Source organism: Burkholderia diffusa, assembly GCF_902499115.1.
Lineage (GTDB): Bacteria > Pseudomonadota > Gammaproteobacteria > Burkholderiales > Burkholderiaceae > Burkholderia > Burkholderia diffusa.
In genome coordinates, this window is the sequence record NZ_CABVPN010000018.1 from 81,511 (window position 1) to 93,533 (window position 12,023).

A 12,023-nucleotide genomic window follows, 5' to 3' on the forward strand; every position below is an offset into this window, starting at 1 on the left:
AAGGGGACAGTAATGAGTCTCATCGAAGTCAAGGTTCCGGATATCGGCGATTTCAGCGGCGTCGATGTCATCGAAGTCAACGTGAAGCCGGGCGACGTGATCGAAAAAGAGCAAACGCTCATCACGCTCGAATCGGACAAAGCCTCCATGGAAGTGCCCAGCGACGTCGCCGGCACGGTCAAGGAAGTCAAGGTCAAGGCCGGCGAGAAAGTCTCGCAAGGCACGGTTATCGCCATCGTCGAAGCAACGGCCGGCGCCGCCGCCCCCGCGAAAGCAGCCGAACCCGCGAAGGCCGCAGCACCGGCCCCGGCCGCTGCACCCGCAGCCGCTCCTGCACCCGCGCCGCAAGCCGGCAGCTACGCAGGTGCCGCCGACATCGAGTGCGACATGCTCGTGCTCGGCGCCGGCCCCGGCGGCTACTCGGCCGCGTTCCGCTCAGCCGACCTCGGCATGAAGACGGTGCTGGTCGAACGCTACTCGACGCTCGGCGGCGTGTGCCTGAACGTCGGTTGCATCCCGTCGAAGGCGCTGCTGCACACGGCACTCGTCATCGACGAAGCCGCGGCGCTGGCGTCGCACGGCATCACGTTCGGCAAGCCGGAGGTCGATCTCGACAAGCTGCGCGACTTCAAGGGCGGCGTCGTCAAGAAGCTGACGACGGGCCTCGCCGGCATGGCGAAGGCGCGCAAGGTCGAAGTCGTCACGGGCGTCGGCGCATTCGTCGATCCGTATCACATGGAAGTACAGGGCGAAAACGGCAAGAAGGTCGTCAAGTTCAAGCAGGCGATCATCGCCGCCGGCTCGCAGGCAGTGAAGCTGCCGTTCATGCCGGAAGACCCGCGCGTCGTCGATTCGACGGGCGCGCTCGAACTGCGCCAACTGCCCAAGCGCATGCTCGTGATCGGCGGCGGCATCATCGGCCTCGAAATGGCAACGGTGTACGCGACGCTCGGCGCCGAGATCGATGTGGTCGAAATGATGGACGGCCTGATGATGGGCGCGGACCGCGATCTCGTGAAGGTCTGGGAAAAGTACAACGCGAAGCGCTTCGGCAACGTGATGCTGAAGACCAAGACGGTCGGCGCGGAAGCGAAGGAAGACGGCATCTACGTCAAGTTCGAGGGCGAGAAGGCGCCGGCGGAAGCGCAGCGCTACGACCTCGTGCTCGTCGCGGTGGGCCGCAGCCCGAACGGCAAGAAGATCGGTGCCGACAAGGCCGGCGTCGCGGTCACCGACCGCGGCTTCATCGAAGTCGACAAGCAGATGCGCACGAACGTCCCGCACATCTCCGCGATCGGCGACATCGTCGGTCAGCCGATGCTCGCGCACAAGGCCGTGCATGAAGGCCACGTCGCAGCGGAAGCCGCGCACGGCGAGAAGGCGTACTTCGATGCGCTGCAGATCCCGTCGGTGGCGTACACGGATCCGGAGGTGGCCTGGGCCGGCAAGACGGAAGACCAGTGCAAGGCCGAAGGCATCAAGTACGGCAAGGCCGTGTTCCCGTGGGCCGCATCGGGTCGCGCGATCGCGAACGGCCGCGACGAAGGCTTCACGAAGCTGATCTTCGACGAGGAAACCCATCGCGTGATCGGCGGCGGCATCGTCGGCCTGAACGCGGGCGACCTGATCAGCGAAGTGTGCCTCGCCGTCGAGATGGGCGCGGACGCGGAAGACATCGGCAAGACGATCCATCCGCACCCGACGCTCGGCGAATCGGTCGGCATGGCCGCCGAGCTGTACGAAGGCGTCTGCACGGACCTGCCGCCGCAACGCAAGAAGTAACGCGACCGGCATGGCCGGCCTTGTGTCGGCCTTGTTCCGGCCTTGTTCCGGCCACGAAAAACGCCGCCGCCCGTGATATCCGGACGGCGGCGTTTTCTTTTGCCCGCAACCGACGGCAAATGCGCCACCGCAACTGCGACGACCGGATGACCGGATGTTCCGACGCCGGAAACGAAAAAAGCCGCGCACTGCGCGGCTTTTTCAGGAGCAGGGGACGCTTACGCGGCCGGCTTGCTCGAACGGCGCGATGCAGCAGCGCTCGCAGCCTTCGTCGCGACAGCGGCAGCCGCGTTGAAGTTCGTTTCGGCGATCTCGACGGCTTGCTTGGCAGCCTTCTGGACCGTTTCGTACGTCGTGTTCGCTGCGTTCAGTGCCGACTTCAGTGCGGCGACAGCCGTTTCCGAACCGGCCGGGGCGTTCTTCGCGACGTTGTCGACGAGTGCCTGGACCTTCTTGTTCTGCTCGTCGAATTGCGCTTCGGCAACCTTCGCGAACTCGGCTTGCGTCGACGAGGCGATTTCATACAGGTGACGGCTGTACGAGAGCACCTTTTCCGCGACCGGCTGCGACAGGCTCGCTTGCAGCGCGATCAGTTCCTGCGCGTCCTTCACCGACAGCAGGCGCTGCGCGTTTTCCTGGCTTTCCGCCAGCGACGACTTCACGACCTGCAGGTTGAGTTCGATCAGCTTTTCGACGCCTTCGAACGCCTTGGTCGTCAGACCGAACAGGCTTTCGAGGTTGGCTTTCTGTGCGGCGGCGATTTGCTCGGGGGTCAGCAAGGACATGTCAAGCTCCTGAAAAGCGATCGCGTCGATCGCAGGGGTAAGGGGCACTACGCTGGGGAACCTCGGAGCCGCGTGCTTTGTGCAACGCAGCAATGAGTCGTATTTTAGGGCAGAGAAAACGCTTGTCAAGTATTTTTTGTGCGTTGCACAATTGCGACAAATTATCGATAAAACAACGAGTTATCATGACGATTCGGAATCGGTTTCAGGCGTGTTCCCACATGGTGCGCACCTGGCTGGGGAAGGCGCGGCGCACAATGATCATGCACAGGTAAACCTGACAGGCATGTGGAACGTTATGCTTCTGCTCCTGTCGAAAAGCGCGCCGTTTCAATGCGCGTGCCGTGGCGACGTGCCGCCGCCGCGGTCGACACCGGTGCCGCTGGCACACCGAGCGCCGGATACGTACTTTCCCCGCTTTATTTCGTCGCCAAAGTGACGTTATCTCAATTAACCGCGTGGTAATCGGGAGACGGGTGCTGTCGGGCAGCGCATCTCATCAATTTTTTCGATGGGAGCGGGAGGGTTGATCGACTCGTCGTTGGTCAACTCTTACATTCCGGTTTAACGACGATCGGTAAGTGCCTAATATTGCTCTTTTTTTCAGCTTTAACTACACTTGCGGAAACTCCCGCCCGCTTTGTCCAGACCCCAATGAAAGCCGAATCGTTTTCACCGCGCAGATTGTTGCAGAGCATGACGCTCGGCACGGCTGTGTCGGTCGCCGTCGCCTTGCTGGCGACCGCTGCGTCCGTCGCACCCGCTGACGCCTTTGCCGCCACTGCGAAGACCCATCAGGCCGCCAAGAAAGCCGCTTCCACTTCCTCGGCGAAGAAGAAGACGGTGAAGGCCGCCTCCGCGAAATCCGCCAACGTCGCGGCCGATGCGCCGAAGGCCACGCGCAAGCGCGCGACGCTCGCGTCGAACGTACACGGCCACCGTGGTGCGGTGCGCAAGGTCGCGTTCCAGCCGCGTCGCCCCACGGTCGGCCAGGCATTTGGCCTGCACGACACTCCGGACGCGCTCGCGCTGCGCTCGAGCGTCGCGTACGTCGTCGACCAGAACACCGGCGAGCCGCTGTTCGACAAGAATTCGCACGCCGTCGTGCCGATCGCGTCGATCTCGAAGCTGATGACGGCGATGGTCGTGCTCGACTCGAAGTCGCCGATGACCGACCAGATCGAAGTCACCGACGAAGACCGCGACTACGAGAAAGGTACGGGCTCGCGCCTGTCGGTCGGCTCGGTCCTGTCGCGCGAGGACATGCTGCACATCGCGCTGATGGCGTCGGAAAACCGTGCCGCTGCCGCGCTGTCGCGCTACTACCCGGGCGGCCGTCCGGCGTTCATCGCCGCGATGAACGCGAAGGCGAAGTCGCTCGGCATGAACGACACGCACTTCGAGAATTCGACGGGCCTGTCGAGCTCGAACGTGTCGAGCGCGCGCGACCTCGTGAAGATGGTCAATGCGGCGTACCAGTACCCGATGATTCGCCAGTTCTCGACCGACCGCACGTACGAAGTCAATACGGGCAAGCGCAACCTGATCTACAACAGCACGAACGCGCTGATCCGCGGCAACGGCTCGTGGGACATCGGCCTGCAGAAGACGGGCTTCATCAACGAGGCCGGCGAATGTCTCGTGATGCAGGCGACTATCCACGGCCGGCCGATGGTGATGGTGTTGCTGGATTCGTTCGGCAAGTACTCGCGCTTCGCCGACGCGGCGCGCCTGCGCAACTGGCTCGACGCCGGCGGCGGCGAGCGCCTGACGGCGGCCAACACGGCGAACGGCGGTACCTGATCGCGCCAAGGCGGTTCGCCGCCGTGCCGTCGCCGCAAACAAAAAGCCCCGCAATCGCGGGGCTTTTTTTCGTCCGGCCGCTTAACGGCGGGCGGTGCGAGTCATGCGTGCCGTTGCAGCCCTTCGGCGTCCTTCGTGGGCTCCGGCCGGTAGCCGAGCGATTCCGAAATGGTGAGGGCGGTGCGGCTCAACTGGCCGAGCCACGCGTCCTGCAGGCGATCGGCCGGTGCCGACAGCGACAGGCCCGCGACGAGCTTGCCCGAGTCGTCGTAGATGCCGGCCGCGATACAGCGCACGCCCAGCTCCAGTTCCTCGTTGTCGCGCGCGCACGATTGCTGGCGCACGAGCGTCAGTTCGCGCTCGAGCTTCGCGATGTCGGTAATGCTGTTCTGCGTATGGCCGGACAGCCCGGTGCGCGTCGCGTAGGCGCGCACGCGCGACGTTTCGTCGACCGCGAGAAACAGCTTGCCGACCGATGTCAGGTGCAGCGGCGCGCGGCCGCCGATCGCGCGGACGACCTGCATCCCCGAGCGCTCCGAATACGCGCGCTCGATATAGACGATTTCGTCGCCCTGGCGTACCGACAGGTTCACGGTCTGGCCGGTCAGGCGATGCAGTTCGCGCATCGGCATCAGCGCGGCGTCGCGTACCGACAGGCGCGCCTTCACGAGGTTGCCGAGCTCGAGCAGCCTCATGCCGAGCCGGTAGGTGCCGGGGTCGGAGCGGTCGACCAGGCGGCAGGTCACCATGTCGTTGAGGATACGGTGCGCGGTCGACGGATGAAGTTCGGTGCGCTGCGCAAGCTCCTTCAGGCTGACGGGGTCGCTGTGCGCGGCGAGCGCGTCCAGCAGCCGCATCATGCGTTCGATCACCTGGATCGACGTTTTGGAATCCGGGGTGGGTTGGCTCATGTCGGGGGGGGGGAATCGGTTGACGCATCAAGCGGTGTTGCGTCGATTGTATCTCGTATCGTGAAAAAAGCGAACGCCGTTCGAGGAAGTCCTCGTTTCCGGCCGTGCGCGCTTGCTTACGCGCCGGCGTTGGTCTCGCCGGCCAAACGGCGGATAATGAGAGCCGTTTTCTCGAAGGAGCGCATATGCGAGTCGGTTTGTTCGTGACCTGCCTGGTCGACCTGATGCGCCCGGAAATCGGTTTTTCCGCGCTGAAACTGATTCGCGAAGCCGGCTACGAGGTATTCGTGCCGCCCGCGCAAACCTGCTGTGGCCAGCCGGCCTACAACTCGGGCGATCGCGCGCTCGCACGCGATCTCGCCGAAAAGACGCTGCGCGAGTTCGAGCAGTTCGACTACGTCGTCGCGCCGTCGGGCTCGTGCGGCGGCATGATCCGCACGCACTACGGCGACCTGTTCCGCGACGACCCCGAACTGATGGGGCGCTATGCGCGATTTCAGCAGAAAGTCTATGAACTGACCGATTTCCTCGCGAACGTCGCGAAGGTGACGCTCGCGCCCGGCGAATTCACGGGGCCGGTCACCTATCACGACTCGTGCTCGGGCCTGCGCGAGCTCGGCGTGAAGGCGCAGCCGCGCGCGCTGCTCGCGCAGCGCGGCGTGGCCGTCACCGAGATGAAGGATTGCGAGCACTGCTGCGGCTTCGGCGGCACGTTCGCGGTCAAGTACGGCGACATTTCGGCGGCCATCGCGGACGAGAAATGCGCGAATGTCCGCGCATCCGGCGCGGGCGCCGTCGTGCTCGGCGATCTCGGCTGCATGCTGAACATCGAAGGGCGGTTGCGCCGCACGGGCGACCGCGACACGCGCGTGCTGCACGTCGCGCAGGTGCTGGCGGGCGACGTCTGACGCCCGGTTCCGCTCACTTTTCCCCGATACCGCGATGCAAGTCCAATCGATGCATTTCAAGGCCCGTGCCGGCCAGAAGCTGGCCGACCAGCGCCTGCAGCAGAACCTGAAGAAGCTGTCGACGAAGTTCGTGTCCGCACGCGCCGACGCGATGACCGAGATCGACTTCCAGGCGACGCGCGCCGCGCTGAAGGCGCGCCGCAACCGTGCACTGGAGAATCTCGACGTGTGGCTCGAGGCGTTCGAACGCGAGGCGACGCGGCGCGGCACGACGGTGCTGTTCGCGGAAACAACCGCCGACGCCGCGCGGCTCGTCGCCGACATCGCGCGACGCCACGACGTGAAGAAGGTCATCAAGACGAAGTCGATGGTGTCCGAGGAAATGCGCCTGAACGCGGTGCTCGCCGAGATGGGTGTGCAGTCGATCGAGACGGACCTGGGCGAATACATCCTGCAGATCAACGACAACGAGCCGCCGAGCCACATCATCGCGCCCGTCGTGCACAAGGACAAGGACGAGATCGCGGACCTGTTCGCGCGCACGCACCACCGCGAGCGGCTGACCGAGATCCCCGACATGACGCGCGAGGCGCGTGAGGTGCTGCGCCCGCATTTCCTGTCGGCCGACATGGGGGTGACGGGCGGCAACTTCGTGATCGCCGAGACGGGGTCGGTCGCGGTCGTCACGAACGAAGGCAACGAAGGGATGTGCACGGTGATGCCGCGCGTGCATGTCGCGGTGACGGGCATCGAGAAGGTGCTGCCGACGCTCGAGGATCTCGCGACCGCGATGCGTCTGCTGCCGCGCTCGGCGACCGGGCAGAAGACCTCGAACTACTTCTCGCTGCTCACCGGGCCGCGCGGCCCCGGCGATGAGGACGGCCCGGAGCACAACTACGTGGTGCTCGTCGACGGGGGTCGGACGGGACTGATCGGCGGCGAATTCCAGGAGATGCTGCGTTGCATTCGCTGCGGCGCATGCATGAACCACTGCCCGGTATATCAGAAGGTCGGCGGGCACGCGTACGGATGGGTCTATCCGGGCCCGATGGGCTCGGTGCTGACACCGAGCTACGTGGGGATCGACCGAGCGCTCGACTTGCCGCAGGCCGCGACCCTGTGCGGCGAATGCGACAGCGTGTGCCCGGCCGGGATCCCGTTGTCGCACTTGCTGCGTACGCTGCGCGAGAAACAGGTCGAGCGGCATCTGCGGCCGTGGCGCGAGCGCGCCGCGCTCGCCGCGTGGGGCTTCGTCGCGCGCCGGCCGATGCTGTATGCGCTGACGACCAAGCTCGCGGTGCGCATCCTCGAGCGGCTGGGCGGCAATGGCGGCACGCTGCGGCGCCTGCCAATGATGGGCGGCTGGATGGATACGCGCGACATGCCGACGCCGACCGGGCGCACGTTCCGCGAGCTGTACGCGGCATCCCAAAGCCACCTCGGCTGACCACTGTTCATCGAGCGACAACAGTGCGTTCGCTATTCATGTATTTATCTCGATAGGTGCGGTCTATAGAATCCTGCCTGTAGTCCCCGGAATCGGGTTTCGGGGCATGAGGTCAAGGAGCCGCATCATGAGAAAGACAATATCGATGTACTGGCCGCTGGCAATCGTCGTCCCGCTCGCCGCGGTCGCTTATTTGCACGCGATGGCCGACGCGCCGTCGCGTGGCCCGATCGCCGTTCATCAGGCATCGGCCGAACTCGCGCGCGCGGTGTCGTTCGGGCTGGTCGGCGACGCGGCGAAGCCGTTGCCGGCCGTATCCGGCGACGTCGCGCTCGCCGCACCCAAGGCGCTGTAAGTCACGCCGCCGTCGCTTTGCGCGGCGGCGCGATTCCGGGCGCCTTTGTATAATGGCGCGTTCTTCTTCCACGCGGTTCACCGCGGCTTTTCGAGAGTGCGATGTCCCGCGTTGCGATCTGTTTCGTCTGTCTCGGCAACATCTGCCGTTCGCCCACGGCGGAAGGCGTGATGCGCCACCAGGTCGACGCGGCCGGGCTGGCCGACCGGATCGCGATCGATTCGGCCGGGACGGGCGACTGGCACGTCGGCGAGCCGCCCGACACGCGCGCGCAGGCGGCGGCGCGTACGCGCGGCTACGACCTGTCGGCGCTGCGGGCGCGGCAAGTGAGCGCGGTGGATTTCGAGCGGTTCGATCTGCTGCTGGCGATGGACGAGGCCAATTTCGCGGAATTGCGGCGGCGCTGCCCGCCCGAGCATCGCGACAAGGTGCGCCTCCTGATGGAATTCGCGCCGGGCGCGACCGAGATCGAAGTGGCGGATCCTTATTTCGGCGGCGCGCAGGGCTTCGAACAGGTGCTCGACCAGGTCGAGCGCGCGTGCGCGGGCCTGCTCGATACCCTCCGCAGCAGCGCCGCACACTGATCGCGGCGAGGTATTCAGCGATCTGCGAATACCCTGTCGAAGACATGGATACTTGACTAAAATCGTCAAATATTTATACTTGACCAAAATCGTCAAGATTGCAGTCCCCTAGACACCATGAGACTCACCACCAAAGGCCGTTTCGCCGTCACGGCGATGATTGACTTGGCACTGCGCCAGGAGCAGGGCCCGGTGACGCTTGCAGGCATCAGCCAGCGCCAGCGGATTTCGCTCTCGTATCTCGAACAGCTGTTCGGCAAGCTGCGCAGGCATGAAATCGTCGAATCCGTGCGCGGCCCGGGCGGCGGCTACAACCTCGCGCGCCGCGCGCAGGACGTCACCGTCGCCGACATCATCATCGCGGTCGATGAACCGCTCGACGCCACGCAGTGCGGCGGCAAAGGCACGTGCGACGGCTCGAAGCAGCCCGACGGCCATTGCATGACGCACGAGCTGTGGTCGACCCTGAACCAGAAAATGGTCGAGTACCTCGATTCGGTATCGCTGCAGGATCTCGTCGATCAGCAGCGCGCACGCGAGGGCGCACCCGCGGTGCTGCGCGACCGGCGCACGCCGGAGCCCGTCGCGGCACCGGCCGAACCGGTGCGCACGATGCCGCTCGGTCCCAATTCGGTGTTCAACATCGCGAGTTCGTGAGCGCGAACGCGCCGCACACCCCATAACGCACATAGTCCCTGCACAGAATTCCCGGAGCGACAGATGACCCAAGAGACTCTCCACCTGCCCATCTACATGGATTACAGCGCGACGACGCCGGTCGACCCGCGCGTGGTCGACAAGATGGTGCCGTACCTGCGCGAGCAGTTCGGCAACCCGGCGTCGCGCAGCCACGCATACGGCTGGGACGCGGAACGCGCGGTCGAGGAAGCGCGCGAGCAGGTGGCTGCGCTCGTGAACGCGGATCCGCGCGAGATCATCTGGACGTCCGGCGCGACGGAATCGGACAACCTCGCCATCAAGGGTGCCGCGAACTTCTACAAGGGCAAGGGCAAGCACATCATCACGGTGAAGACCGAGCACAAGGCCGTGCTCGATACCTGCCGCGAGCTCGAGCGCGACGGCTTCGAAGTCACCTATCTCGACGTGAAGGAAGACGGTCTGATCGACCTCGACGTGTTCAAGGCCGCGCTGCGCCCGGACACGATCCTCGTGTCGGTGATGCACGTGAACAACGAGATCGGCGTGATCCAGGACATCGAGACGATCGGTGAAATCTGCCGCGAGAAGGGCATCGTGTTCCACGTCGACGCCGCACAGTCGACCGGCAAGGTCGAGATCGACCTCGCGAAGCTGAAGGTCGACCTGATGTCGTTCTCGGCGCACAAGACCTACGGCCCGAAGGGCATCGGCGCGCTGTACGTGCGCCGCAAGCCGCGGGTGCGCATCGAAGCGCAGATGCACGGCGGCGGCCACGAGCGCGGGATGCGTTCGGGCACGCTGGCGACGCACCAGATCGTCGGCATGGGTGAAGCGTTCCGCATCGCGCGTGAAGAAATGGCGACCGAGAACGAGCGCATCCGCATGCTGCGCGACAAGCTGCTGCGCGGCCTGTCGCAGATCGAGGAAACGTACGTGAACGGCGACATGGAGCACCGTGTCCCGCACAACCTGAACATCAGTTTCAACTTCGTCGAAGGCGAGTCACTGATCATGGCGATCAAGGACGTCGCGGTGTCGTCGGGCTCGGCGTGCACGTCGGCGTCGCTCGAGCCGTCGTACGTGCTGCGTGCACTCGGCCGCAACGACGAACTCGCGCACAGCTCGATCCGCTTCACGGTCGGTCGCTTCACGACGGAGCAGGAAGTCGACTTCGTGATCGCACTGCTGAACAGCAAGATCGCGAAGCTGCGCGAACTGTCGCCGCTCTGGGAAATGCACCAGGAAGGCATCGATCTGTCGACGATCGAATGGGCTGCACACTGAACACCGCATTGAATACATTCGCGGGCGGATTTGCGCACGCAGACGTAACGAGTCAAGGAGTCTGAGTCATGTCATACAGCAACAAGGTTCTGGATCACTACGAAAACCCGCGTAACGTCGGTTCGTTCGCGAAAGACGACGACGCGGTCGGCACGGGCATGGTCGGCGCGCCGGCCTGCGGCGACGTGATGAAGCTGCAGATCCGCGTCGGCGCGGACGGCGTGATCGAAGACGCAAAGTTCAAGACGTACGGCTGCGGTTCGGCGATCGCGTCGAGCTCGCTCGTGACCGAATGGGTGAAGGGCAAGACCCTCGACGAGGCGCTGTCGATCAAGAACACGCAGATCGCCGAAGAGCTGGCCCTGCCGCCGGTGAAGATTCACTGCTCGATTCTCGCGGAAGACGCGATCAAGGCAGCCGTGGCCGACTACAAGAAGCGCCACGACACGAAGGAAGGCGATCAGGCAGCGGCCTGAGCGCCATCGAGCGGCTTGTGAAGGAACGCGGCGGGCCCGGGTGGCGCGCCGCGGCAAGGACATCATGGCAATTACACTGACCGAAAAAGCAGCACAGCACGTCCAGAAATACCTCGTCCGTCGCGGCAAGGGTGTGGGCCTGCGGCTTGGCGTTCGCACGACCGGGTGCTCGGGGCTCGCGTACAAGCTCGAGTATGTCGACGAGCTGGCCCCCGAGGATCAGGTGTTCGAGAGCCATGGCGTGAAGGTCGTCGTCGACCCGAAAAGCCTCGCGTACATCGACGGCACCGAGCTCGACTTTGCACGCGAAGGCCTGAACGAAGGGTTCAAGTTCAACAACCCGAACGTGAAGGACGAGTGCGGTTGCGGCGAATCGTTCCGCGTGTGACGCGGGTATCCGCGCGATGCGGGCAAGAGGCGGCACGAGCCGCCTTTTTAATGTGCGGCGTTTGCCGCGCGACGAACCGGAATTGAACGCGACGATGGTTTCGCTGAAAGACAGCCACTTCGATCTGTTTCACCTGCCGGCGCAATTCGCGCTCGACGAGGCTGCGCTCGACAGCGCGTATCGCACCGTGCAGACGCAGGTCCACCCGGACCGCTTCGCGGCGGCCGGCGACGCGCAAAAGCGCATCGCGATGCAATGGGCGACCCGTGCGAACGAAGCCTACCGCACGCTGCGCGATCCGCTGAAACGCGCGACCTATCTGCTGTCGCTGCGCGGCGTCGACATCGGTGCCGAAAACAACACCGCGATGGAGCCCGCGTTCCTGATGCAGCAGATGGAGTGGCGCGAAGGCATCGAGGATGCCGCTGCCGCCCGCAACGTCGATGCGCTCGATGCGCTGCTCGCCGAATTGCGCGACGAAAAGCGCGTGCGCCTCGAGCGCCTCGGCACGCTGCTCGATAGCGCAGCCGACCAGGCCGCAGCCGAAGCCGTGCGCCAGCTGATGTTCATCGAACGGGTCGCGTCGGAAGTGGGCGCGCAGATCGAGCGCCTCGAAACTTAACCGCGTGCCTCGCGGCAC

General features: G+C 64.7%; 13 protein-coding genes. 11 read left to right on the top strand and 2 right to left on the bottom strand.

Annotated elements, in window-relative coordinates; all coding sequences use genetic code 11:
- Nucleotides 1-12 precede the first annotated feature (12 nt).
- The gene (gene lpdA, locus BTE28158_RS19310; protein WP_151050310.1) at nt 13-1,782 is read left to right on the top strand and encodes a dihydrolipoyl dehydrogenase; all 1,770 of its coding nucleotides are present in this window, start codon (nt 13-15) and stop codon (nt 1,780-1,782) included.
- Nucleotides 1,783-2,000: 218 nt separating this feature from the next.
- On the opposite strand, the gene BTE28158_RS19315 is transcribed toward lpdA, so the two are convergent.
- Nucleotides 2,001-2,567: a phasin family protein gene (locus BTE28158_RS19315; RefSeq protein ID WP_059608412.1), complete on the bottom strand. Its 567-nt coding sequence runs from the start codon at nt 2,565-2,567 to the stop codon at nt 2,001-2,003.
- Between the two features lie 654 nt (nt 2,568-3,221).
- On the opposite strand from BTE28158_RS19315, the gene pbpG reads away from it, so the two are divergent.
- On the top strand, nt 3,222-4,370 hold the full coding sequence (gene pbpG / locus BTE28158_RS19320; RefSeq protein ID WP_059608411.1) for a D-alanyl-D-alanine endopeptidase: 1,149 nt from the start codon (nt 3,222-3,224) through the stop codon (nt 4,368-4,370).
- 101 nt (nt 4,371-4,471) lie between these two features.
- Here pbpG and BTE28158_RS19325 read toward each other — a convergent pair whose 3' ends face one another.
- Nucleotides 4,472-5,281 carry an IclR family transcriptional regulator gene (locus BTE28158_RS19325; protein ID WP_059608410.1) on the bottom strand — a complete coding sequence of 270 codons (810 nt, stop codon included), beginning with the start codon at nt 5,279-5,281 and terminating at the stop codon, nt 4,472-4,474.
- Nucleotides 5,282-5,466: 185 nt separating this feature from the next.
- Here BTE28158_RS19325 and BTE28158_RS19330 point away from each other — a divergent pair, with 185 nt between their 5' ends.
- From BTE28158_RS19330 to hscB, 9 genes are all read left to right on the top strand, one after another.
- Entirely contained in the window at nt 5,467-6,189 is a 723-nt protein-coding gene (locus BTE28158_RS19330) for a (Fe-S)-binding protein (RefSeq protein ID WP_059535864.1), read from the top strand.
- 34 nt (nt 6,190-6,223) lie between these two features.
- Nucleotides 6,224-7,636 carry a lactate utilization protein B gene (locus BTE28158_RS19335; RefSeq protein WP_124622318.1) on the top strand — a complete coding sequence of 471 codons (1,413 nt, stop codon included), beginning with the start codon at nt 6,224-6,226 and terminating at the stop codon, nt 7,634-7,636.
- A gap of 127 nt (nt 7,637-7,763) precedes the next feature.
- Nucleotides 7,764-7,991, top strand: coding sequence for a hypothetical protein (locus tag BTE28158_RS19340; protein WP_059608408.1), 228 nt, complete (start codon nt 7,764-7,766; stop codon nt 7,989-7,991).
- A 101-nt stretch (nt 7,992-8,092) separates the two neighbouring features.
- Nucleotides 8,093-8,575 carry a low molecular weight protein-tyrosine-phosphatase gene (locus BTE28158_RS19345; RefSeq protein WP_124903497.1) on the top strand — a complete coding sequence of 161 codons (483 nt, stop codon included), beginning with the start codon at nt 8,093-8,095 and terminating at the stop codon, nt 8,573-8,575.
- 117 nt (nt 8,576-8,692) lie between these two features.
- A complete protein-coding gene (gene iscR / locus BTE28158_RS19350; protein WP_009691731.1) occupies nt 8,693-9,232 on the top strand; it encodes a Fe-S cluster assembly transcriptional regulator IscR in 540 nt (179 codons plus the stop codon).
- Between the two features lie 63 nt (nt 9,233-9,295).
- Nucleotides 9,296-10,519 carry an IscS subfamily cysteine desulfurase gene (locus tag BTE28158_RS19355; protein ID WP_124622322.1) on the top strand — a complete coding sequence of 408 codons (1,224 nt, stop codon included), beginning with the start codon at nt 9,296-9,298 and terminating at the stop codon, nt 10,517-10,519.
- A 68-nt stretch (nt 10,520-10,587) separates the two neighbouring features.
- Nucleotides 10,588-10,995, top strand: a complete 408-nt coding sequence (gene iscU / locus BTE28158_RS19360; protein ID WP_009691729.1) for a Fe-S cluster assembly scaffold IscU — start codon at nt 10,588-10,590, stop codon at nt 10,993-10,995.
- Between the two features lie 64 nt (nt 10,996-11,059).
- Nucleotides 11,060-11,383 (top strand): iron-sulfur cluster assembly protein IscA, encoded by a 324-nt coding sequence (gene iscA / locus BTE28158_RS19365; RefSeq protein ID WP_011885413.1) that lies wholly within the window; start codon nt 11,060-11,062, stop codon nt 11,381-11,383.
- 94 nt (nt 11,384-11,477) lie between these two features.
- Nucleotides 11,478-12,005 (top strand): Fe-S protein assembly co-chaperone HscB, encoded by a 528-nt coding sequence (gene hscB, locus BTE28158_RS19370; RefSeq protein ID WP_034176899.1) that lies wholly within the window; start codon nt 11,478-11,480, stop codon nt 12,003-12,005.
- Nucleotides 12,006-12,023: the final 18 nt, after the last annotated feature.

Bases quoted from the DNA above. Each gene is read 5' to 3' on its own strand.
- lpdA (WP_151050310.1), top strand. From the start codon at position 13: ATGAGTCTCATCGAAGTCAAGGTTCCGGATATCGGCGATTTCAGCGGC.
- BTE28158_RS19315 (WP_059608412.1), bottom strand. From the start codon at position 2,567: ATGTCCTTGCTGACCCCCGAGCAAATCGCCGCCGCACAGAAAGCCAAC.
- pbpG (WP_059608411.1), top strand. From the start codon at position 3,222: ATGAAAGCCGAATCGTTTTCACCGCGCAGATTGTTGCAGAGCATGACG.
- BTE28158_RS19325 (WP_059608410.1), bottom strand. From the start codon at position 5,281: ATGAGCCAACCCACCCCGGATTCCAAAACGTCGATCCAGGTGATCGAA.
- BTE28158_RS19330 (WP_059535864.1), top strand. From the start codon at position 5,467: ATGCGAGTCGGTTTGTTCGTGACCTGCCTGGTCGACCTGATGCGCCCG.
- BTE28158_RS19335 (WP_124622318.1), top strand. From the start codon at position 6,224: ATGCAAGTCCAATCGATGCATTTCAAGGCCCGTGCCGGCCAGAAGCTG.
- BTE28158_RS19340 (WP_059608408.1), top strand. From the start codon at position 7,764: ATGAGAAAGACAATATCGATGTACTGGCCGCTGGCAATCGTCGTCCCG.
- BTE28158_RS19345 (WP_124903497.1), top strand. From the start codon at position 8,093: ATGTCCCGCGTTGCGATCTGTTTCGTCTGTCTCGGCAACATCTGCCGT.
- iscR (WP_009691731.1), top strand. From the start codon at position 8,693: ATGAGACTCACCACCAAAGGCCGTTTCGCCGTCACGGCGATGATTGAC.
- BTE28158_RS19355 (WP_124622322.1), top strand. From the start codon at position 9,296: ATGACCCAAGAGACTCTCCACCTGCCCATCTACATGGATTACAGCGCG.
- iscU (WP_009691729.1), top strand. From the start codon at position 10,588: ATGTCATACAGCAACAAGGTTCTGGATCACTACGAAAACCCGCGTAAC.
- iscA (WP_011885413.1), top strand. From the start codon at position 11,060: ATGGCAATTACACTGACCGAAAAAGCAGCACAGCACGTCCAGAAATAC.
- hscB (WP_034176899.1), top strand. From the start codon at position 11,478: ATGGTTTCGCTGAAAGACAGCCACTTCGATCTGTTTCACCTGCCGGCG.